The 21,467-nt window shown below is 42.3% G+C and carries 26 protein-coding genes; 8 read left to right on the top strand and 18 right to left on the bottom strand.

Annotation, left to right across the window (positions count from 1 at the left end; all coding sequences use genetic code 11):
• The first annotated feature begins 9 nt into the window (after positions 1-9).
• The 5 genes from METHO_RS04290 to METHO_RS04270 all read left to right on the top strand — a co-directional run bounded on the left by METHO_RS04290 (position 10) and on the right by METHO_RS04270 (position 4,318).
• The gene (locus METHO_RS04290) at positions 10-198 is read left to right on the top strand and encodes a CooT family nickel-binding protein (protein WP_015324300.1); all 189 of its coding nucleotides are present in this window, start codon (positions 10-12) and stop codon (positions 196-198) included.
• A gap of 158 nt (positions 199-356) precedes the next feature.
• A complete protein-coding gene (locus tag METHO_RS04285) occupies positions 357-1,364 on the top strand; it encodes a type II glyceraldehyde-3-phosphate dehydrogenase (protein WP_015324299.1) in 1,008 nt (335 codons plus the stop codon).
• A 13-nt stretch (positions 1,365-1,377) separates the two neighbouring features.
• A complete protein-coding gene (locus tag METHO_RS04280) occupies positions 1,378-2,178 on the top strand; it encodes a bifunctional fructose-bisphosphatase/inositol-phosphate phosphatase (protein WP_015324298.1) in 801 nt (266 codons plus the stop codon).
• A gap of 4 nt (positions 2,179-2,182) precedes the next feature.
• A complete protein-coding gene (locus METHO_RS04275) occupies positions 2,183-3,013 on the top strand; it encodes an NAD(+)/NADH kinase (protein WP_015324297.1) in 831 nt (276 codons plus the stop codon).
• Between the two features lie 132 nt (positions 3,014-3,145).
• Positions 3,146-4,318, top strand: a complete 1,173-nt coding sequence (locus METHO_RS04270; protein ID WP_015324296.1) for a homocitrate synthase family protein — start codon at positions 3,146-3,148, stop codon at positions 4,316-4,318.
• A 266-nt stretch (positions 4,319-4,584) separates the two neighbouring features.
• On the opposite strand, the gene METHO_RS13570 is transcribed toward METHO_RS04270, so the two are convergent.
• Both METHO_RS13570 and METHO_RS13870 read right to left on the bottom strand, forming a co-directional pair.
• The gene (locus METHO_RS13570) at positions 4,585-4,773 is read right to left on the bottom strand and encodes a hypothetical protein (protein WP_156811031.1); all 189 of its coding nucleotides are present in this window, start codon (positions 4,771-4,773) and stop codon (positions 4,585-4,587) included.
• A gap of 34 nt (positions 4,774-4,807) precedes the next feature.
• Positions 4,808-4,951, bottom strand: coding sequence for a hypothetical protein (locus tag METHO_RS13870; protein WP_015324294.1), 144 nt, complete (start codon positions 4,949-4,951; stop codon positions 4,808-4,810).
• A 265-nt stretch (positions 4,952-5,216) separates the two neighbouring features.
• Between METHO_RS13870 and METHO_RS14235 the strand changes: the two genes are divergently transcribed.
• Positions 5,217-5,348, top strand: coding sequence for a hypothetical protein (locus METHO_RS14235; protein WP_281162791.1), 132 nt, complete (start codon positions 5,217-5,219; stop codon positions 5,346-5,348).
• A 10-nt stretch (positions 5,349-5,358) separates the two neighbouring features.
• Here METHO_RS14235 and METHO_RS04265 read toward each other — a convergent pair whose 3' ends face one another.
• From METHO_RS04265 to METHO_RS04205, 14 genes are all read right to left on the bottom strand, one after another.
• Positions 5,359-6,225: a GNAT family N-acetyltransferase gene (locus tag METHO_RS04265; protein ID WP_015324293.1), complete on the bottom strand. Its 867-nt coding sequence runs from the start codon at positions 6,223-6,225 to the stop codon at positions 5,359-5,361.
• A gap of 16 nt (positions 6,226-6,241) precedes the next feature.
• Entirely contained in the window at positions 6,242-7,666 is a 1,425-nt protein-coding gene (locus tag METHO_RS04260) for a hypothetical protein (RefSeq protein ID WP_015324292.1), read from the bottom strand.
• 17 nt (positions 7,667-7,683) lie between these two features.
• Positions 7,684-8,454: a hypothetical protein gene (locus METHO_RS04255; protein ID WP_015324291.1), complete on the bottom strand. Its 771-nt coding sequence runs from the start codon at positions 8,452-8,454 to the stop codon at positions 7,684-7,686.
• Between the two features lie 20 nt (positions 8,455-8,474).
• Positions 8,475-9,554 carry an RAD55 family ATPase gene (locus METHO_RS04250; RefSeq protein ID WP_015324290.1) on the bottom strand — a complete coding sequence of 360 codons (1,080 nt, stop codon included), beginning with the start codon at positions 9,552-9,554 and terminating at the stop codon, positions 8,475-8,477.
• Entirely contained in the window at positions 9,551-9,892 is a 342-nt protein-coding gene (locus tag METHO_RS04245) for a hypothetical protein (RefSeq protein ID WP_015324289.1), read from the bottom strand. Before METHO_RS04245 ends, METHO_RS04250 begins: the two co-directional genes overlap by 4 nt.
• A gap of 9 nt (positions 9,893-9,901) precedes the next feature.
• The gene (locus tag METHO_RS04240; RefSeq protein WP_015324288.1) at positions 9,902-10,885 is read right to left on the bottom strand and encodes a hypothetical protein; all 984 of its coding nucleotides are present in this window, start codon (positions 10,883-10,885) and stop codon (positions 9,902-9,904) included.
• A gap of 43 nt (positions 10,886-10,928) precedes the next feature.
• Complete coding sequence (locus METHO_RS04235; protein WP_015324287.1) at positions 10,929-11,516, bottom strand: hypothetical protein; 588 nt, start codon at positions 11,514-11,516, stop codon at positions 10,929-10,931.
• Between the two features lie 139 nt (positions 11,517-11,655).
• Positions 11,656-12,573, bottom strand: coding sequence for a GNAT family N-acetyltransferase (locus METHO_RS04230; RefSeq protein WP_156811030.1), 918 nt, complete (start codon positions 12,571-12,573; stop codon positions 11,656-11,658).
• A 56-nt stretch (positions 12,574-12,629) separates the two neighbouring features.
• Complete coding sequence (locus METHO_RS14230; RefSeq protein WP_015324285.1) at positions 12,630-12,761, bottom strand: hypothetical protein; 132 nt, start codon at positions 12,759-12,761, stop codon at positions 12,630-12,632.
• Positions 12,762-12,770: 9 nt separating this feature from the next.
• The gene (locus METHO_RS04225) at positions 12,771-14,681 is read right to left on the bottom strand and encodes a histone deacetylase family protein (protein WP_015324284.1); all 1,911 of its coding nucleotides are present in this window, start codon (positions 14,679-14,681) and stop codon (positions 12,771-12,773) included.
• Positions 14,682-14,702: 21 nt separating this feature from the next.
• Entirely contained in the window at positions 14,703-15,650 is a 948-nt protein-coding gene (locus METHO_RS04220) for a hypothetical protein (RefSeq protein ID WP_156811029.1), read from the bottom strand.
• Positions 15,651-15,683: 33 nt separating this feature from the next.
• Positions 15,684-16,391 carry a hypothetical protein gene (locus METHO_RS04215; RefSeq protein ID WP_015324282.1) on the bottom strand — a complete coding sequence of 236 codons (708 nt, stop codon included), beginning with the start codon at positions 16,389-16,391 and terminating at the stop codon, positions 15,684-15,686.
• A gap of 35 nt (positions 16,392-16,426) precedes the next feature.
• Positions 16,427-17,209: an archaellin/type IV pilin N-terminal domain-containing protein gene (locus tag METHO_RS04210; protein WP_015324281.1), complete on the bottom strand. Its 783-nt coding sequence runs from the start codon at positions 17,207-17,209 to the stop codon at positions 16,427-16,429.
• Positions 17,210-17,238: 29 nt separating this feature from the next.
• A complete protein-coding gene (locus tag METHO_RS04205; RefSeq protein WP_015324280.1) occupies positions 17,239-18,051 on the bottom strand; it encodes an archaellin/type IV pilin N-terminal domain-containing protein in 813 nt (270 codons plus the stop codon).
• Between the two features lie 144 nt (positions 18,052-18,195).
• Here METHO_RS04205 and METHO_RS04200 point away from each other — a divergent pair, with 144 nt between their 5' ends.
• Together METHO_RS04200 and METHO_RS04195 are read left to right on the top strand one after the other, a co-directional pair.
• Complete coding sequence (locus tag METHO_RS04200) at positions 18,196-18,993, top strand: hypothetical protein (RefSeq protein WP_015324279.1); 798 nt, start codon at positions 18,196-18,198, stop codon at positions 18,991-18,993.
• Positions 18,983-19,345: a hypothetical protein gene (locus tag METHO_RS04195; RefSeq protein WP_015324278.1), complete on the top strand. Its 363-nt coding sequence runs from the start codon at positions 18,983-18,985 to the stop codon at positions 19,343-19,345. The genes METHO_RS04200 and METHO_RS04195 overlap by 11 nt, the downstream gene beginning before the upstream one ends.
• Before the next feature lie 467 nt (positions 19,346-19,812).
• Here the strand turns inward: METHO_RS04195 and METHO_RS04190 are convergent, their stop codons facing one another.
• Together METHO_RS04190 and METHO_RS04185 are read right to left on the bottom strand one after the other, a co-directional pair.
• A complete protein-coding gene (locus METHO_RS04190) occupies positions 19,813-20,598 on the bottom strand; it encodes an archaellin/type IV pilin N-terminal domain-containing protein (protein WP_015324277.1) in 786 nt (261 codons plus the stop codon).
• Between the two features lie 31 nt (positions 20,599-20,629).
• Positions 20,630-21,436 carry an archaellin/type IV pilin N-terminal domain-containing protein gene (locus tag METHO_RS04185; protein WP_015324276.1) on the bottom strand — a complete coding sequence of 269 codons (807 nt, stop codon included), beginning with the start codon at positions 21,434-21,436 and terminating at the stop codon, positions 20,630-20,632.
• Positions 21,437-21,467: the final 31 nt, after the last annotated feature.

Here is a 21,467-nt window from a genome sequence, read left to right as displayed (position 1 = left end):
GTGACCTTTATGTGCGAATTGAATGTAATACTTCTAAAGGATAGTACCCGGCAGATGGTTATGGAATCCGTCACAAAGGTGATGGTGGAAGGAGATTCCATAGAACTGACAGGTATACTTGGAGACAGGACAAACTTAAAGGGTTTTATCAGATCGATAGACTTCTCAAAAGGGGAAATCGTTATACTTAGTAAATAACCATTGTTTAGTTAATAAGTAAAAATACATATAATTACATTTAATGACATTTAATTATCAAATGATTTATTCAATGCAAATATTGAATAATACAAGTTTGGATGAACAGGTTTTGTCAATATAATGTACTTGCAATAAAAAGAAAAGAGGTATTGTCAATGTCAAAAGTAAAAGTTGCTATAAATGGCTATGGAACAATAGGCAAACGTGTTGCAGACGCTGTGCAAATGCAGAAGGACATGGAAATCGTAGGCATCTCCAAGACAAAGCCCAACTTCGAGGCTTTTGTGGCTCTGGATAAAGGCTATCAGGTATATGCCCCTGCAGACAAGTTAAAAGGTATGGAAACAGGCGGTGTAGACGCTTCCGGAACCATTGAGGACATGATACAGACTGCAGACATAGTTGTTGACTGCACCCCCGGGGGATTTGGTGACGAGAACAAGGCACTGTATACAAAAGCGGGTGTTAAGGCCATCTGGCAGGGAGGAGAGGAGCACGAGCTTGCAGGTTGCTCTTTCAACGCTGATGCCAATTATGAGGAAGCCCTGGGTAGGGATTTTGTAAGGGTTGTCTCCTGTAATACTACAGGACTGTGCAGGGTGATCTATCCGCTGGATCAGGAGTTTGGAATAAAGAAGGTCCGTGTGACACTTATGCGCAGAGCCGCCGATCCCAACGATGTCAAGAAAGGGCCAATAAATGCTATTGTTCCAAGTCCTATCAAACTGCCCTCACACCACGGACCTGATGTGAAATCTGTCATTCCTCACATCAATATCACCTCTACGGCTGTGGTACTGTCTACCACCCTTATGCACCTGCACAGCCTGAACATAGAAATGGACAAGCAGTGCACTGCAGAAGAAGTGGCAGATCTGCTGGCTGCCCAATCTCGTATAAGGTTCATTGGTCAGGGAATTACCTCCACCGCCGAAATAATGGAGCTTGGAAAAGACCTGGGACGCCCACGCGGGGACATGTGGGAGAACTGCATATGGGAGCAGTCCGTCACAATAGACGAAGGAGAGCTGTACTTCTTCCAGGGCATCCACCAGGAATCAGATGTGATCCCTGAGAACGTGGATGCTATCCGGGCAATGATGGAACTTGAGAGCAATGGTGCAAGGTCCATAGAGAAGACAAATAAGGCAATGGGTATCTGAAACCCATTTTCTTATGCAGGTAGATAGAGAGCTGTTGGAACTCTGCGAAAGGGTTTCTGCAGCCTCATACAAAGCCATCAAGGATCTTGTGGGGACGCCCGAAGCATATACTACCCTGTACATTGGTGCCGATGGTACTCCCACAAAACTCATTGATGACGTATCTGAAAGCGCAATTATCCGGGAATTAGAAAAAGATAGTTGCTCGTTACGCATAATTAGTGAGGAGTGTGGAGAAAGGATTGTCGGTTGCAATCCAGAAATTGCTCTGATCATGGACCCCCTTGATGGAACTCATAATGCTGCAATGGGAATCCCTTTCTACAGTATTTCCATAGCTATTGCCAATCCCTCTCTTTCCAGGGTCAGTTTTGGGTATGTTAAAGACTTTGCTACAGGTGATGTGTACTGTGCGCAGCTCGGCAAAGGGGCGTATCTGAACGGACACAGGATATATACATCAGCTAGATCGGACCTTATGGACTTCTGTGTCAGTGTATATGGTTATCATCCTCATGTGACCGAGACGACCAGTCTTTGTCAGGCAGTGCGCAGGATCCGCATCCTTGGCTGTGTTTCCCTTGAACTGTGCTATGTTGCTTGCGGAAAACTGGATGCGTTCGTGGATGTGCGAGGCTCTTTGCGTCTTACGGATGTTGCTGCCGGGACACTCATACTGGAGGAGGCAGGAGGTATCGTCAGTGATGAAAAAGGAAGCAAGCTGCTGCTTCAGGATAATGTTTTGAACCGTGTATATATGGTGGCCACGAATGGCAGGTCGCATCAGCAAATCCTTGATATTACCAGGAGATAATTAGATGATAAAGAAGATAGGGGTCGTATCAAGATATGACAAGCATGAAGCCCTTGAGATGGTAGAAAAAATAATTGCCCGTTTCAGGGAAGAAGTTGATATATTCCTTTCCCCCAGGACTGCTGAACATCTGGAAAATAAGTATCCGTGTATTCCAATAGACACTATGCGGGAGGAGGGTGTGGAGCTCATTATTTCGGTCGGCGGGGATGGAACTGTACTTCGGACCATTTCCAAAATGGATGATCCTCTGCCATTACTTCCTATCAACATGGGTACACTGGGTTTTCTGGTGGATGTCAAACCTGAGGAAGCTATGGAAGCTATAGCGGATGTGTTGCAAGGCTTTACATGCACGGAGCGCTCCAGACTTGCTGTCCAGCTCAATGAGGATTATCTTCCGTGTGCTACTAACGAACTGGTGCTGATCACTTCTAGGCCTGCAAAGATACTGTCATTCAGTGTATGTGTGGATGAATCCCAGATCGATGAAATGCGTGCAGATGGAGTTGTAATAGCAACCCCAACAGGTTCAACGGCCTACGCGATGAGCGCGGGTGGACCTATAATCGATCCAAGGGTGGATGCAACATTGATAGTACCTCTTGCTCCATTTAAGCTCTCAGCAAGACCATGGGTTGTACCAGGCGGCAGCAAGATAAGACTTACAATGACAATGCCTGAAAAAGAGGCTGTGATCGTATTGGACGGGCAGCACACATATCATATTCATGAACATGATGTGATAACGCTTACAAGGGCCAGAAATCCGGCATGTTTTGTAAAAATGCCCATCGATGGCTTCTACGAGAAAGTGAAGAACAAGCTTGCCTGATTTATTTGAGTTGGTAGTGGCATACCGGTCATTTTGAATATAATGTTATCGCTTGATTGCGAAAATTATATTTAACATCTTCACACATTTGCAGTTATATAAACTTAAGGCCCTTTTGAAAGTGATAGATATATGGTGCTAACAAAAGATTATTCACTGAATGGATTGATGCAGTTCCTTGATCTTAAGACCTTGGATATAGAGATCTGCGATGTGACACTGCGCGATGGGGAACAGACTCCCGGTGTGGTGTTTACGAGGGAGGAGAAAACAGACATTGCATCTGAACTGGATGCTATCGGAGTCGAGATAATAGAATCCGGTTTTCCGGTTGTCTCACAGACTGAAAAGGAAATTGTAAAAGAGATAGCCAGCATGGGTCTCAATGCAAAAACGTGTTGTCTGGCACGTTCCAGGGTGAGCGATGTAGAGGCTGCCATTGAATGTGATGTGGACTTTGTGAGTATTTTCATTGCCATGTCAGAACTTCATCTCAAACACAAATACCATAAAAGCTATGAAGAGATGTTCGGACTTGCTATGGAAGCTGTACAGTATGCAAAGGACCATGGCCTTGGAGTGCGGTTTGCTGCAGAGGACGGGAGCAGAACGGATATAGAGACACTGAAACGTGCTTTCCTTGCCGCAGAAGAGTACAAGGTGGACTATGTGAGTATTGCAGATACTATCGGCATTCTTAACCCAAGCACCACCTATTACCTTGTTAAAGAAATAAAAAAAATTGTTAAAACCCCTGTATGCATACATTGCCATGATGACATGGGCATGGCTACGGCCAATACACTGGCTGCTGCAGAGGCAGGTGCCAAACAACTGCATACAACTGTTAACGGAATTGGAGAGAGGGCAGGTAATGCTTCACTGGAAGAAGTGCTTGTAGCCCTCAGGGTACAATATGATATTGACAGATATGATACCAGAAAACTTACCGGCCTTTCAAAGAAAGTGGAAAGATATTCCGGTATTAAGCCCGGGGTTACAAAAGCAGTCATAGGTGAACATGCATTTTCTCATGAATCTGGTATACATGTATGTGCCATACTGGAAGAACCAAGGACCTATGAACTGTTCAGTCCCGAGATGGTCGGTGGCCAGCGCCGTCTGATAGTTGGTAAACACACTGGAATAAAAGCACTAAAAGGCATTGTGAGAAGTATGGGCTATGACCTTAGCCAGGAAGCACTATGTACACTTATAGAAAAGGTAAAGAACAGTGCAGAAACAAAATATGGCATTTCCAGTACAAGACTTGAAGAGATGATCAAAGAAGTCAAGGGAACTTGACTTTTTCGGATCTCCACAACATTGAGTGGGTAAATACTATGGAATTTGGAATAAATGAGTGTTCTTATTTACTGAGCATATCTGGGCTATCAGGATAAGTACTGTCATATGATTCCGATTCTTAATATCAACAGGCATTTAGCATACAGAGAATTGTTCTCCTATAGAAGATCAGTGATGTATTGGTGCTAAAATTACCCACACGATGTTGAAGAGAACCATTTTTTTTAAAAATATGAAGGTTTGTTCTCTGTAAGAGGACAAACTTATCCTTTTGAAGTTATTTTTATGATGGATAAGTTGCCAGGACTGGCAACACCATCTGATGGGACTAGTTCCCCATCCTTAAACAGAAGTACTGTTTCCTGGTTGATCCTGAGTTCCCTGAGCACATCTTCGTATTTCGTTCCGCTTAGAAATACCATGGTTTTTGGCGGTTCTTCTGACGGTTCCACAGATATACGAAGAGATACCGTAGAAGATATGTGCTCACTCCTCGAAGTCTTCACCGCCTGGAAGTTCTACCAGCTCTTCTTTGAGCTCAGAGAGGTTATCTTGTATTAATTTTGATTCCAATTCCTCATTTTTCTTTTCGCCTTTTCTTTCGTTATTTCTCTTTAGGAATTTTGACATACAATGCCACCTCAGAATTAATCTGCTACTATCACTATTAACCTTTTCGCAAAGCCATACTTTAGTATTCACTGCACGGAAAATTGAATGAGCGAAATGATAAAAAGATGGAGAGAACAGTAAAATATAATTACTACACAAACATACTACTAAATATTATAGACAAAGTAATTATGGTAACAAATTGTGGATGATATCAATTATAAAAACCTTTGCGGGAAAAATATGACTGAAATCTCCATCCTTTGAGGATAGAAGAGAATTTATGCCTTTAGAAAAAAGAGCTTTCTGTGTGAATTTGCTTCGGGCCTTTGAGGCTTCAAATACGATACTTATGATGACAGCGGACCTGACAGCAGATGATACTTGTTCCAGTCACATGACATTGACCTTATGATGTAAAACTGTCAGCGCAATTCAATGAGCATACGGTGCATATCATTTTCCATTACATTGGCTAGCATACCATTACACTGCGCAAGCAAGTTCTCAAACCTGTAAATATCATTACAGGGTATTGCCTTACCCATGTTATGACGAAATTTTAATGATTCATAGAGGTCTATCAACTCAGGATATAAGATCCTTGGATATTTGCTTGCTATCTCATGCCATAAAGTAACAGCTTTGGGATATGGCAATATCAAATGCCCTTCATACTTTTGTTTGTAAATTCCAACAGTGTCTGTGATTTCAGTGAAACCAAGCTTTTTTTTGAAGAAGTTTGCAGCTTCCTTATTATCTGGAACTGTGAGAACATTACCCTGAAGATAATAGACAGCTGTCGAGAATAAGACCCTGCCAATTCCGCAGTTGCGGAAAGAAGAATGAACCTCCATACTACGCAAGAGGAATAAAGAAGGTTGTACGACATTCATTTTGCCCTTGATCTCTTTATCAATGTGCTCTTCCAGTTTCTCAAATCTTGCAAATCCTATGAGTTTATCTTTTCCTGATATGGACACGAACAGGAAATGGCCTGATTCAATGGATTTCTTGAGCAGGAATTTATAGGGCATCCCAAATTTCTGATGGAAATAACTAAAACCCTCCTGGTCAGCAGTTCCTATCTCTATATAAAGATAATCAACTGCCTCTGAAGATACGAAAAGAGCATAAGAGATATCTCCGGCCTGATGAATTTTCTCTATTCCCTGCATTATACTATCCCATGTATATGTTGTAATGGAGCGCTCTCTATTTTTTGCAAGCACCGTAGTACAGGTATCTTCCTTTTCTCTGCGAAGTGACCGATCCCGAAGATAAAGTCTCATCCAGTATCTCCATAAGTTATTCTTCATCTTCATTAATATTAAAGTCTTCAATGTCACCCAGATCTATATACATCACATCTTCCTGTATGTCTGAACGTAGCTTCTGAAGCTGTTCTTGTAATAAAGCCACTTCTTTTGAAACGCTTTCAGTACCATGCACGTCTGAGAAAACCGAATCTACACGTGAATACAGCTCTGACACCATCAGTGATGTTTGTTCCCTCAGATCATTCAAAGATGCAGCCAGAGCTGCAAGCTCGGCCTGTGAGGGTACAGCCGGAGAAATTATAGAAGAGATCGACAGAACATTCTGTGCCACCACTTTGTTATCAGAACCAGACTCTATTAATTCTAGCTGAGAGTGTATATTTTCCAAATTGTTATTGAGTTTCTTGAAAAGACGCGTATGTAAATTTACAGCATGCGAAAGGCTTGATATCTGGTCCTTTAAATTGATAATATCCTCTGATTTGGCTTTTATCTCCTCAAGCTGCTGGTTCTGTAACTGTGCCATAAATCCCATGTTCTCAGAAACATTGTTTAACTCCTGCAAGTATTTGTTTACAAGACATTCCAAGTCCTTAAGACGACGATTATGTTCGGCTATTTTCTCAACTGAATATTCCCTGCTGCCTGTTTCCACAAACGATCTGAAATCCTGGGATTCATAATTTGGAGCGTATTCTGCCATTCTTTTAAATATCTCTATATAAGTACCATGTATCTGCTTAGTGGAAACCAGCCTGGACTGTATTGCATCTGAAAGCTCCTTTACAACAAAGGTACCCTCTTCGAACCGGAAAAAATCTACACCTGCACAGAACCCTCGGACTTTGTCCCTGATAGAATTAACGATCGCTTCTGCTTCACTGTCACCATAGATATTCAATATTGCTCTGTAAAGATCATTCAAGGTTTTTGAATAGGTAATCTGGAGCACATCCGGGGGGATTTTGGAAGCATTTAGGGACTGACTGCTGAAGGTGTCTTCTTCCTTTACCACTCTACTTAGTTTTTTGTGTAATGAATCGAATTCTTTCCTCAATTTAGCTAATTCCTTATTTGAAGCAAGAGAGGACATCTCATCTTTCAAAGCATTTAAAGAACCAGAATTCTGCAAAAGGCCCTCTTCGATCTTGAGCTGTACTTCAGAGAACATGACTTCAAAATAAGCAAGTTTTTGCTGAATAAGCTGAAAAGCTGTATCATCATAAATGATCGTTGATCTGTCTCCAGATGTATTTTCAACAACCTTTTCAGAGAAATTGCAACCATCAGTTGTCTCTGATACATCTGCCTGTACTGATGAAAGGGATGGGAGCAGAATATCTGTAACTGACATTCCGTTATCAGGCTGGCACCCAGTGCCAGTATCATCGTGTGAACCGATACAACATGAACTTTCTTCCTGCTTGTTTTTCAGATCAGTGACTTTCACCATACTTCCACATCCGTTTTTCATACAAAAGACTCAAGCTTACGTTTGATATCAGGCATCCACTCGGCCATACAAACATCAGCAATATAATCACCATGAAGAGGACGTATCTGGTCATTAATAACCAGTTCCAGTAAAAGGAGCCAGAGTTTTTCTGTCATCCATTTTGGAGAAGAAGCAATTTCATTAAAGGCCATGGCCAATACCTGATCAACCTCTCCGCGTCCCATGACACCTGTTATCTTCTTTTTGATATCTGTAAGTATCTCCATATTCTTTTTATATTCAGAAGATTGTGTGTACATTTCATTGAACACACACTTTGCAAGTTCCCTCAGTTCCCGGGAAACATCTGCGGGGTATGTTGAGAGCTGATCCTTTGTCATCGGCCGCTGCTCGAAAAGATGCTGCATGACTTCCCTTGTGATCTCTATTTTTCGCATGTTCTGAGAAAGGTCCACTTTGGTGGTGAACAATGAGATCAACAGTGCGCCTCTTCCCACAGATGAGAAAATTACAGTACCGAAATCATATTCGATCACTGATTGCTGCAAACCCATGGAGAGTTGCTGATTTATATGCAATAAGTTGCTGGTAATGAGATTTGTCAGTTCGAATATCTTAGGGCCAATACTGTCTGGGATATACGAAGCATATATCTTTCCATCTGCTCCCGCAAACAGCAATATATCCACATCGCTTGTTTCGTAGGTCCTCTTCAACTGGGATACCAGTGCAAACTTTAGCAGAGATACGTCCTCAAGATCCTCTTTTGTTTTTTTCACTGCCATCGGCACCACATCAGATATGCTTATTTCACAAGCTGTTCAAGTTCCTTAAGCTCCTCGATATCAATAAGACCTTCAGATTTCTGTTTTGTAAAACAGGATGTCTGTTCTGGACCAACAAGTGTCTTTTCAACATCTGCAAGGAAAGCAGACTGCTCACTTGCATGCTCGGCAATATGCTGAGCTTCCTGTTTCCGTCTTTCAACATCCTCTTTTCGAATGGAACCGGTAAGCCCCTGGGATTCAAAGAATATCTGGAGAGTTTCCTTGGGCGAGAAGGAATATGCCCAGTTCTTCTTCACATATTCTATACGTTCAAGCAGGCTTTCAGAAGCACCGAGATCACCTGCCGTTCTTATCGCTTTGTCGAATAGATCATCGTATTTATTTGCATCTTCAGCTGAAATAAGAGGAGTGGTTCTGACGACAACACCTATTCCACGGACAAATATATACGGGTAGACTTCTTCCCCGTGCCTTGTAGCACGCATTTTTATGATCTCAAGAGCCCGGTTAAAAGCGCCGCCAATAGGCCTGTAGGAAAGATGAACAGCGCCATCGGACATATAGATAGGGATGAGCACATCCTCACCTACCGTTTCTCCCGGAGATGCATGTTCTTCGGTCGTGATAAGCACTGGGCCAAGCTGCTTCAATGTATAGAACAGCTTGGTGATGATATCTCGCTGTTCCTGCTTATCCTGAATGGCCCAGATAAGGGGAGTAAGGGGGTCAATGACCACCCGTGTCTTTACAGCATAGTCCTTATTAGCCTCCACAAGAGCTGGCAACTGTTCGTCGACCAGCTTGACAAAATCCTTTCCCTTGGAGTGGAAGAAGAAAAGTTCTTTGTTATAGTATCTATCTAAATTGAAACCCAGCATACGGGCTTCCCTGAGGATCTGTTCTGCCGGTTCTTCCATGCTGACATAAAGAGCATTCTCCCCATGTTCAAGCCCATAAGCAAGATACTGCATTGCAAAAGTAGATTTACCAGTACCGCTTGAGCCCACAACTAGCAATGTGGTATTATCGCGCACACCGCCTTCTATCACCCTGTCCAGGCCCAATATGCCTGTAGGGATCCTAACCTCTTCGCTCATAACAGTCCCTCCAAATCATGATCATCGTCCATATCAGAGCTATGACTTATCTGGCCGTTCTCCACAGAGAGGATCAGCGATTCGTTCAACTCAAACGGATAACCCAATTCAACATAAATGACCTCAACGGAAGGCCCACCTATAAACATGAGGTCAGTTACTTTGGCCCAGCCGGAATCTACCTTACGTACGACATCTTTGAGAAAGATATCATTTGATCGTATATCTACCATCAGGCATTCTCCTCTATAATGAGAACTGCCGGTGATGACACGTACCATCTCGCCGGTAAAGCGGGAGATCAGGTCACATTTAAGATTTAGTGAATCGCGAACCATTTTGAATCCTCAGTTTTGTTTTTTCATCTTTGCTATGAGCTCAGCAAAGCTTCCTGCATTCTTTGCTTCATCTTTGATCTTCGATACCTCCTCCTGGATCGATGGCACAGGAGGAACGGACGATGATGGCAAAACAGACGATGTAGACGGTACAGATGGAGTTGGAGGCATCTTTGTAGCGGAAGGCTGTACAGACTGAACTTTAGCAGCCATTTCCCCAAAAGCGGCACCAAAGGCACCATGTTTAGAAATTATGGATTTGAGCTCCTCGGCTGTCTTCCATGGTGGATCGAATATTTTTTCTTTTACCGGCATACTGCCTGCAAACTGCATGTAAGCTTCACCGATATCAGAAAGTTTGCCTCGATCAAGAAGTTTATAGATGGTAAGAATCTCTACCCTGCTGACAAGTTCAGGCTGTTCTATAGCCTGAGGTCTTTTCCCGGAGAGGATCAATTTGTCATTATCATCAAGGAGGATCTGATAAGCAGAAATGGGCTGCAATGATATTTTGAACTTGCAAACCGCTCCACTGTCTTTCGCACATTCTGTCTCCTCGACCATGCATTCCAACTCTAGATCCTCTTTGAAGAACCTGTGTAAGGCATCGGTCGTAGCTACGCATACTTTCTGATCGTGAAGAGCAGGATATATGCTACAAACAGGACAGCCAGGAACTGCGAACACATAATGCATTGGCGCATATCCTACGAGTTGCATGTCTCCCAGACCCACTTCTTTGAACAAATACATCATAAAACCATACAAAGGAGTGGACCTGATCGATTCAATGGTATGTGCACGCAGAAAGATCCGGGTATCCTTCCATGGTACCTTGGATTTTGGGAATCTGGTGCTGATCGTTTCCTGTATCTTTAGCATGGTACCAAAAGCACCAAGAGACTGAGCAAAACTGCCACCTGAAGCCATGGGTGGAGGACCACCTGCCTGTGAGGTCATAAAAGGGGGCAATCCTGGGGGTATATAACTCATATCCTAGACCCCCTGCCAGTAAAAATTGTCAGAAACAAGACCATTACATCAGCTCTTTGATCCTTGTCATACCTTCTTGTGTCAGTTTTCCCATTGTATCACAGAGTCCCTGATCCCTGAGATTTTTGAAACTCCCGGCAAGGGTTTCTGCATCCGTTCCTATGAGGAAGGAAAGTTTAAGCATATCATTGATACCTGTGTAAAGCATGTAAAGCAGTTTCTTATCAATGTCTGAAAGGGACTGAGCCCTGGGAGGAGTTCCACACATCGGCTGCAGATAAGCTTTCAAGGTGTTAACGACTACTTCGTTACCACCTAATAGTGCCACTGATGATGCATATGAATCAGCACTTATACTGGAAGCCTGAAGATAGTCGATGATCAGTACTTGGGTTGTACCTATGGCACGCTGTGCTTTCATACGTATGGTATTAGGAACCTCCCGACCCACCATTGTTATGTTCTTAAGTGGAATAGTGAACCAGCCTTTACCTTCAGAGAACCACAGATTTAGATTAGTGAGATAAAGTACTCCTTTCTCCCAGTTATCAGAGTAGAGAGAAGTTCCCATAATGACAGCTTTGAAGATATAATTAAGATCCACTTTTGCAATACCCTGCTCCTGAGCCATGTTTTACCTATCCTTAATTGTTTTTAGTATAAGTAGATAATATATAGAATTAAACAAATAAAACAGTTTCTATGAGTTTGCAGGTGAATGCAACCATTTAAGATCATGAAAGAAGATGATGAATGGAAAAATAAGAATATCATTGATTTTTAAGAAAATATCGTTCTTTTCCGCACGAAGTGCATACAAAAAGAAAACCCCGGGAGCTACCTGATACTACATATTTATGGGTCATATACTCACCACAACAGCAAGAGGTCATCATTTTGTGTTCTTTTAAGAACTCTCTGCTCTGAGAATCAGCTTGGTCTGCAACATCTGCGATCACAGGAATGGAAGAGAGTTTGGAGTATCCGGCACAATTGCAATCTGTTTCTGCTTTTGGTTCAGCTTTGGCTATGTTATTCAGACCAATGCTTCTGATGAGCGTATCTTCTTTTTCAGGAGTCACTTCAGCATCCTGAAGAGAATTTAAAGTGAAGGCCGGGCGGAGAATATCCTTCACAGAAGTTTCATTCTGGCACTCCACAAGTCCCCCTTTGATCATTATAAGTTCATGGGGAATGCTCTGCAATTCGTAAGCTTCAGGAAGAAAAAGATAACCAGGATAACTACTCAGATCAACTGGACAATTTCTGTCGGGTTCCTGGAAACCCAGGGAAAGAAAAAAAGTCTTTGCTACAGAGTTCACAGGCTTGGTCAGCATATGTCCGGGACAGGCTTTGAAGCTTAGTACGAATAGAGTTCTACCAATACCTGTACGCGCAATAGACGGAGAAACCTCGATAGCCCTCAATACATAGACAGGATGGCCATCCTTAGCATTTTGCTTCCATCTCTCTGCCATTACCCAACCCACGATGGTAACATTATCTATTCCAACTATAAGGGTCACTGATTGTCTTTTGAGCCAACTGCTAAAGTTACCCATGTAGTCGTTCATACCCAGATGTTTATTGAAATAATCAAATCTGCCAATTTTCAGCTTATCCAGCTCATATGGATATTTCAGCTTAAAGAACCTTAATCCACTATTATAATAAGCAAGTTCTATCATATGAACACCAAATCTACATGTTAAAATTCCCAGTAATATGACACAGGTTCTTAAGTTCATTCAGCTTCTCCCCGAACATGCACCTGCAAGAACTTTGCCGGGAGGCCAAGATCATCATGATAACCACCTTTCAGCATATAATCATGGAGCTCATGATTAGTATTGAATATCACACCTGTGCTGCGCATTCTTCCTCTTTAGCGGTCCTTGAATGCTAATTTATTCTTAACATAGGAGATATTTTTCTCTGTCTCTTTAAGGATCATATTCTGCTGATTGCTTTCATATTCAGTAGTTTTAAGTATATCGTCTATAGGATTCGGGAGGTCAAGCAGCGAATTGATGACCACATGCGTAAGATGGCCATTGAACTTATGATAACCACCTTCCATTACGAGCACAAAGTTTCCATTTATGGCAGACATGATCTTCTGTGTCATCATGTGATAGCCAGCAGAAGTAAGATTCAGCTTTATGTGCTGTTCCTTGTAATAGGCATCGAACCCACAGCTGCATATTACAAAATCCGGTGAGAAGTTATGCAAAAGAGGGATCACCAATTCGTCAAAAGCAAAAGCATATTCTTCGTCTCCTGCTCCCACAGGTATTTCCACGTTGACAGTGTAACCCAAACCCGGCCCTTCTCCTATCTGGGAACTGAAACCTCTGCGTGGATAGAAATCATATGGGTCACGATGCAGGGATACAAACATTACAGTGGGATCATTGTAGAATATCTCCATGGTGCCATCACCTGCATGGGCGTCCCAGTCAATGATCATTATTTTGGACAGACCTTTTTTCTTCTGCAGATAACGAGCCAGAACAGCCACATTATTAAAAATACAAAATCCTCTGTATTTATCAACACTCGCATGGTGACCAGGAGGTCGTATCATCACCATGGCTGCGGCGTATTGCCCTGACAGCACAAGTTCGCCGGCCTTTATGGCCGAACCCACAGCAAGTCGAGCAACTTCGAAGGTCTCGGAAGTCATGTAAGTGCTGTCACCCAGAAAACCCCCACCTGAAGCAGAGTATGATCTGACGAACCTGATATAATCATTTGAATGGACCAGTAAAAGGTCTTCTTCTGAAGCAGGATATTTTTCAGTGATAAGATCACATCGTTCACCAAAAACACCACTGCGTTGCAGATAATCCATAGCCCTCGTAAGACGCTCGGGGCGTTCCAAGTCCTGAACACTGGTGTTTTTAGGTGAATGTGCAACGTGAGCTTCGGAGTACAACACAGCCACTTTTGCAGGCAGATCATTTTTAACTCCATGAGCTTTTTTGAACTGAGCCTCAAAGGAAGATTGTTTCATATTCCCATTCATTTGCTGCCGAGGAATATGCTTTTCAGCCGCTGGCATGCGCATAGTTTCAGCCCGTGAAAGCTCTTTCTTCTTCATCTCGGATTCAATTGAATCCAGCTTATCCATAATGCTGACAATATCCTCGGTTACGAGAGGCTTGTCACCCACATCCCTGGTAATGCCCTTTGTGATCTGATCTGAGGTTTGTGTTTGTTTTTCTCGATCCGGAAATGATGCTGCTTTTCCTTTCCCATTTTGGACAAAAACGGCACTTTCTTGTTCCTTATCCGGAATAGACTTTATTGCATCTTCGTTCTTTTTCAATATTGCATTCAATTTTTGATCGATCACTGATTGTCCAGCTGGCTCACGAACAATTGTACTTGTATTTTTAGGATCTTCCAGCTTTATTGCACATGACTCATAAGACACTCCCTCAAAACTGGTGGAAGCCAATTCGTTTAGTTTATTATACCATTCCTGCCCATGATCTGTTCCCATAGTCACAACAGATGATCGTTGCTCCTGTTGATAGCTCACAGCATCATTTGCAGATGAATCAGCATTATTGTTGGGATCAGCACAAACTACAGTATCCTCTGTACTTCCTTTTTCTGGTGAGGCAATGACCTCTTCCACAACAGACATAAGAGAGATGTCATCCTGATCTTTGAAGATATTTCCTGAGCTATCGTTAAAACGTAATGCGATCAGCTTGTTAAATTTTGACATAGCGTCCTTTGCATCATATCCTTTTTCCAGAGCGCCAGTTCCATCTTCCTTGATCATAATGCCTCCGTGTATCAGTATTTATTGAACCGGGACCCATACCGTATCTAAAGTTCCGGCATATTTAGTACCCAGATACTCGAACACAATAGTGGGCTCTTCCACCCCAAGCCATCCTTGCATCTTGGGCACAAATGTCCAGCTTTGCTTCACTGTCTGACCAGCAGCTATGGAACCAAAGAAAAGAGAGAGCTCTTTGATATCCACAGTATTAGGAAATCTGGCTTTTACAGCGAATTTCTCGTATGGCTGCTGAGAGAAATTCTTTACCCATACACCAATAGTTGTCTTCCCGCCCGCCACAACTTGTTGTGAAGGAACGATCCTGATGAACTGAACAAGAGATTCCTTGGGTATGGAAGCAGCATTGCTGGTATCCACAGTCCTGCTACTATTATTGTGTTTTTGTTTTTCCTTCTGGTTGAGATATATACCAGTACCGAAAAGCATTACCGAAAATATACTTATAGGTACAGCGTTCTCTGTGATAGGATCAATAGGAGTCTTTGGAACCTCAATGCTGACAAGACCATCTTCAGAGAGTTCAAGGGGAGCAGAGAAAGTGACTCTGATTATGATCCATCCAATTTCTGTGTCCTGAAGCTTGAAGTATACAGGAAGAAGAGTTCTTTCGATCTCGTTACCATCATCATCGAGTTTTGCCACTGTACATTCCGCCGTAGCAACCGCAACATTGTCAGTATGCCCCTCTGAAGTGATCACCACTTCTTGAAGACCACCTGGAGAGAATTTCTTGTTCTTGAAGGACATCTCTATGCTGGCAGGGACCAGAAAATCCTTGCCTTGATACATACTGAAAGCAAGATCTTTATTGCCGGCATTAACAGCTTCCAGAAATTCAATTACTGTAGTGTTCACTGTTCCTGAAGGATCCTGGCTTGAACAGCCACTTCCGCATATGGAAAAAATGAAAAGGACCAATATGAGGAATAAGTTTGGAGATCTCATTAAACTCATATTATAATAAAGCAAATATATTATTTAACGCTTTCTTCTCACATGAAGGACAAGAATGATCAAAAGTAATTCTACGCCTAACAGAAAAGGCAGAACATATCCATGCTCATACAAATAAGGATCACGGAACTCTACAGTTGTAGCATATTCAAAGGTGGATCTGTTATCCGCCATAAAGCTACGGATTCCACTCTTACCTTCCAGTAGAACAGGGTCTGTTTCCAATGTGGTCATATTCTCAAGACCATTGCTGGAAACAAGAACTGCACCCTTGGGAAGCTGTATACGCATTCTTTCTATCAGGGGATGGCCCATGACCCATATAAAATGGTCATCGGCACCTAGCTGCGGAGTAAGACCGTAATTAATGGTTGTACTTACATAAAGAGGATCTTGGGTGACTTTGCCTGTGGCGTTGTAAAGGTTCATAGTGACGGAATCCATATACAAGGTCACATTACCATCATCCACCTTTACATACTCCATGAACTGTGGAGATCTCGATGCAAGATATGATCCTTTAAAAGAAGAGACCTCCGGTTCCGTTACCTGAGAATCATTATCACTATCCAGAGATGCTCTGAATTCACTTGCATCAGTTAAATTGTATGTTTCAAATATAGTTAAACTTACACTGTTCTTTTCCAGCAGTACATCATTCTCATAGACTGCTTCTGCCATGGCATGGGAAACCAGAAGGAGTAATGCAATTAAGAAAATTGATCCTTTCAAGATATGAGCACCTCCAAATAGAAATTAATATTAATTTATGGATATAATTTTATTGTTTCTTTGATACCGTAGGAAGAGGGAGTAACGAGCTCTGCAATAGTTATTGTTCCGGCTTCCGGAGTAAAGACCAGGTTTATAGTTGTTCTTGGTCCAATGTACAGACCTGAAGCCTTCTGAGAACTGTGCGTAGCTATAGGACCAATTGTCGTATACCCAAGGTCTCCACCGGAAACTGTTGACACATAGATCGTCGCGAGATCCCCTGTATTCATAATAGGAGAGCCTTGCGAAAAGGATACGTCCTCATCACGGATCTTGGACACAGTAAAAAAGTAAGCTGCATTGTCTCCCGGAGAAGCCTGAGTAGAGGTAAGCAATTTTTCCAGGTTAGTATCTGCACTGGAGTTGCTGGAAAAATCGCTCATCAGAATCCCATATAATTTTTCGTTGTTACCATAAATAAGATCATTATAATTAGTGCCGTCTGAGACTGAAATAACCAACTGGTTCAGATCGACAGGAGAACTGCCAACATTAAGTCCGACCTTCATTTTAAGGAGAGAGATATTCTGAGCCATGGAGGTTGAACTGTTCTTAGCCCTTATACCTTCTATACTTTTGAGGACCAGATTAGATGAAACTTCCTGGGTAGCCTGCTTTCCGGTAGCATGTGCCATTTGTTGTAACACACCGGACGTTTGTATGAGCACAGAGGCAGCAACTGCGGCTATCAGTACCATGGCAATGAAAATGATAAGAGTACCAATGCCTATCTGGGCACTGGTATTATCTCTTAAAGAGGATCTTTCTCTGGCCATTGTATTGCCTCTTTTTGCTCACTGCATGATCATGGATACAACTGCACTGTTTCCTTAACACCATATGACGAAGGTGTCACGAAATCAGCATTTGTCACTACACCAGACTCCGGAGTAAGAATGATATTGACAACTGACCTCGGCACCAGGTTAAGGCCGGATTGTTTAAGGACCCCCGAAGTAACCGTGGTACTCACATAGTCATACCCAGCTGAAGCTGCTGATGATGAAGTTGTTGCTATGTATACGTTTATAAGATCGCCAGTGTTCATCACTGGATTAGACTGGGAGAAAGAGGCGTCTTCATCACGGATCTTATCTACTGTAAAGTAATGGTCGGAGTTGTTAAAATTGCTGTTTGCTGTAGTATTGGCTGTAAGTAACTTCTGAAGATTCGTGGCAGGACTGGAGGAACTAAAACCATCCATTGCCCCATCGGCCGCACCGACAGTTGCATATGTTTTATCATTGGCTGCGTACACGAGATTGTTGGCAGTGGTACCGTCAGTAATAGAGATAACTACCTGATTTACGTCCACAGATTGACTACCTACATTCAGACCAACTTTCAGCCTTAAAAGGTCGATAGTTGACGACAGAACTACGGCACTATCCTTTGCACGCACACCTTCAATATTCTTAACGATGAGATTTGAAGATACTTCCTGAGTTGCCTGTTTACCAGTTGACTGTGCCTTCTGCTGCAGTGTACCTGATGTCTGAATGAGCACTGCTGCTGCCACAGCTGCAACGAGCACCATTGCGATGAAGATGATCAGTGTACCAATGCCTACCTGAGCATTGGTATCTTTCTTCATGGTAAGTGTTTTGTTTGCTTTCATGTACAATCCTCTACACGACTATTTGTTGTTTTTTTATATAAAAATAATAGTATATATAAGTTTGGAGGGGAATCTCAACAAAAAGCATCAAATAGCCCCTTGCGTAATAGATATATATATATATAAAAAACATTATATAATAATATGCCTGACAGGGGATGTAAAATGATAGCAGGATTGATACTTAATGCAACAATATGCTTTGCAATAACTGTTTCCTCATTTGCTTTTGCATGGGTGCTTGCAAGCAGTGAGGATAAACACAATGAAAAAAGCAAGCCTGCTCTATGGGCTCTTGTAATTCTCTGGTCACTGGTGGCCTTAACATATCTGCCTACTACCATTCGCATGGCAGCAGCATTTACAGGTCATCCATCCCTTGACCTGATCATGTATAACCTTGCAGCAGTGCCTTTTTCAACGGTCACTGTTCCCCTCGTGTTCTTTATACTATATGTAATAACAGGTAATCAGAAGAGAAGTAGTTATATTTCTTTCCTGTTCATACTTTTCGGAGCGACATATCTGGCGTTGCTTTACTCCAATGGTGTCATTGGACCCACTATCACCGGATATTCCTCAATGTTCAGCATCAACAGTGATATTGCCATTAATATATATCTTGTTGGACTTTTTGTCATTCCCATAGCAATGATGCTGGGAATGATGCTGTTGATATTCCTCCAGCGCATGCCCCGCCACCTGAGATATAGGACTACCCTTCCCCTGGTGTCAATCTCCTTTGTCTTTGATTTTATGCTTACGGATATGATAACAAACCTGGATGTTATGCAAATGGCTGCAAGGATCTTTGTTCTCATTGGTACCGTGCTGGCATTCCTCGCTTACTTCCCTCCCTCAACTTTGCAAAAAACACTCGGCATAAAAAAATCCCAGCATGAGAGATATGAAGAAGAAGAGGAGGATGAAAATGACTTATGAGATAGATGTCGAGATGGAACAAAAAGCTGCTGATTTCTATCAGTCCCTTGGTATAAACCAAGGTCCAGGAGACATCCAGTACAGGCTCATTCTGCTTGTTCTGAACAAGAATGAAGGGGAAGTCACTGAGTTTGCTGATATAAGAGAGTACACTGACCGTTTTGCAGATAAAGGAAGTATTGGAAGCAAAATGAAAACGGTCTTTCAGCTTGAGGGGTTGGTCGAGAAGGTTAAAAGAGGAGGATACATCATCACTGATAAAGGGATCATAGCTGCCAATTTTCTCAAAGACACCACTGATTTCTATAAAAAGACAAAACGTATGGAAGATATTATCGAAAGAATGCCCTGAAGCATATTCACGTGATTTATCAATGATCGGAAAAATATCGACCCGCAACTATCATTTATTCTTCCGCCTAAAAGCATTGATTTAGAACTATGGATCAGAGAGGTTACTTATTCATCACGTGAAGTTAAAAATTACCCCATGCTTGCTAAGGCTCATAAAATACACATCTAAAGACTGCATACTGCTTCTTTTACCTGCGTTAAGATTTTTGTTCATGTAATTGCTCAATTTGTGGGTTTTGTGGCTCACCTCGCCGTACCAATAAGATGAGGCTTGTATTTTCTTCTTTGCTTTGAATCGAGGGGTTATAAAAGATCCAGAAAAGCAAGAAGATGTGATAAGTGAAATGCTGTTGACCAAAAAGTGATCTTAGATCAAAAAGAGGTCAATTTAGAAAGGAAATAGACACAATACCAATATTGAAGAAAATGCCGAATAAAAAAAGATCAAAGGTGAGAATACTCACCTTATGGATACAGAACAACCGTTTCCTTGGTACCGTAGGAAGAAGGTGTTATGAAATCAGCATTTGTCACTACACCTGATTCAGGCGTGAGCACAATACTTATAGTTGCTCTGGGTCCTACTTCCAGCCCTGAATCTTTCTGGGCCTTACTTACAGTAGTTGTACCAATCTTGTCAAAGGTCGTGTCTCCTGCACATACGGTTGAAACATAAAAGATAGCCAGGTCACCTGTATTCATTACCGGCTTTCCCTGAGTGAAAGACCCATCTTCGTCACGGATCTTTTCCACAGTGAAGTAATATTTCGCATTTGCGCCAGGTGCAGCCTGTGTGCCTGTAAGCAGATCATGCAGATTGTCAGCTGCAGTTGCAGAAACATCAAAATCCTTCATGGTATACCCATATGTCTTATGATTGTTGGCATAGATCAGGTTATTCGTACCAGTTCCATCAGTGATAGAAATGACCACCTGGTTGACATCCACCGAGGAGCTACCAACATTAAGACCTACCTTTAACTTGAGCAGAGAAATATTGCCTGCCAGATCGGCAGTAGAATTCTTGGCCCTGATACCGTCTATGCCCTTCACGATCAGATTGGATGAAACCTCCTGAGTGGCCTCCTTGCCTGTGGATTGGGCTTTCTGCTGCAGTGTACCAGATGTTTGGATGAGCACAGCAGCTGCCACTGCGGCTACAAGTACCATGGCAATGAAGATGATAAGGGTACCAATGCCCACCTGAGCACTACTGTTCCTGTATAAATTATATTTTCGGTTAGATTTCATAAGATCGTCTCCTTTAACAAACCCGAAGATATTATGGATAAAGCTGTACGGCCTCTTTCACACCGTATGATGAAGGCGTCACAAAATCAGCATTTGTCACTACACCAGACTCGGGAGTAAGAATTATATTAACAATTGTCCTCGGCACCAGGTTAAGGCGTGAATTCTTAAGACCTGCTGAAGTATCTATGGTACTTACATAGTTAAAGCCGGTTGAGCTGGCAGAGGTTGTAGCCAGGTATAAGTTGATAAGATCACCGGTGTTCATCACAGGATTGGACTGGGAGAACGAAGCGTCTTCATCACGTATCCTGTCTACTGTAAAGAAGTGATCACAATTGTTGAACGTGGTGCTTGCCGTAGTTGTATTTACAAGAAGGAGTTGCAGATTATTGGCTGAATCAGAGACATTAAACCCATCCATAGCTCCATCGGAAGCACCAATGTTTGCATATGTTTTCTGATTGGCTGCATAAACGAGGTTATTTGCAGTGGTACCATCAGTAATAGAGACAACCACCTGGTTTACATCTACTGAGGCACTTCCTACATTCAAACCAACTTTTAGCTTTAGCAGATCTATGGTAGAGGACATATCAGTAGCACTGTTCTTTGCGCGTACACCCTCAATGTTTTTAACAATCAGGTTTGAAGATACTTCCTGAGTGGCCTGCTTACCTGTAGACTGAGCCTTCTGCTGCAATGTACCCGATGTCTGGATGAGTACAGCCGCAGCCACGGCTGCAACAAGCACCATTGCAATAAAGATAATAAGAGTGCCTATACCCACCTGGGCACCTGTGTTTTTAAATAATGTTTTTCTTCTGTTTGCTTTCATGTATGTTCTCCTTTCAACACCTATAGTATAC

This window comes from Methanomethylovorans hollandica DSM 15978 (assembly GCF_000328665.1).
GTDB classification, from domain to species: Archaea; Halobacteriota; Methanosarcinia; order Methanosarcinales; family Methanosarcinaceae; genus Methanomethylovorans; species Methanomethylovorans hollandica.
This window is presented reverse-complemented; position numbering and strand designations above follow the sequence as displayed.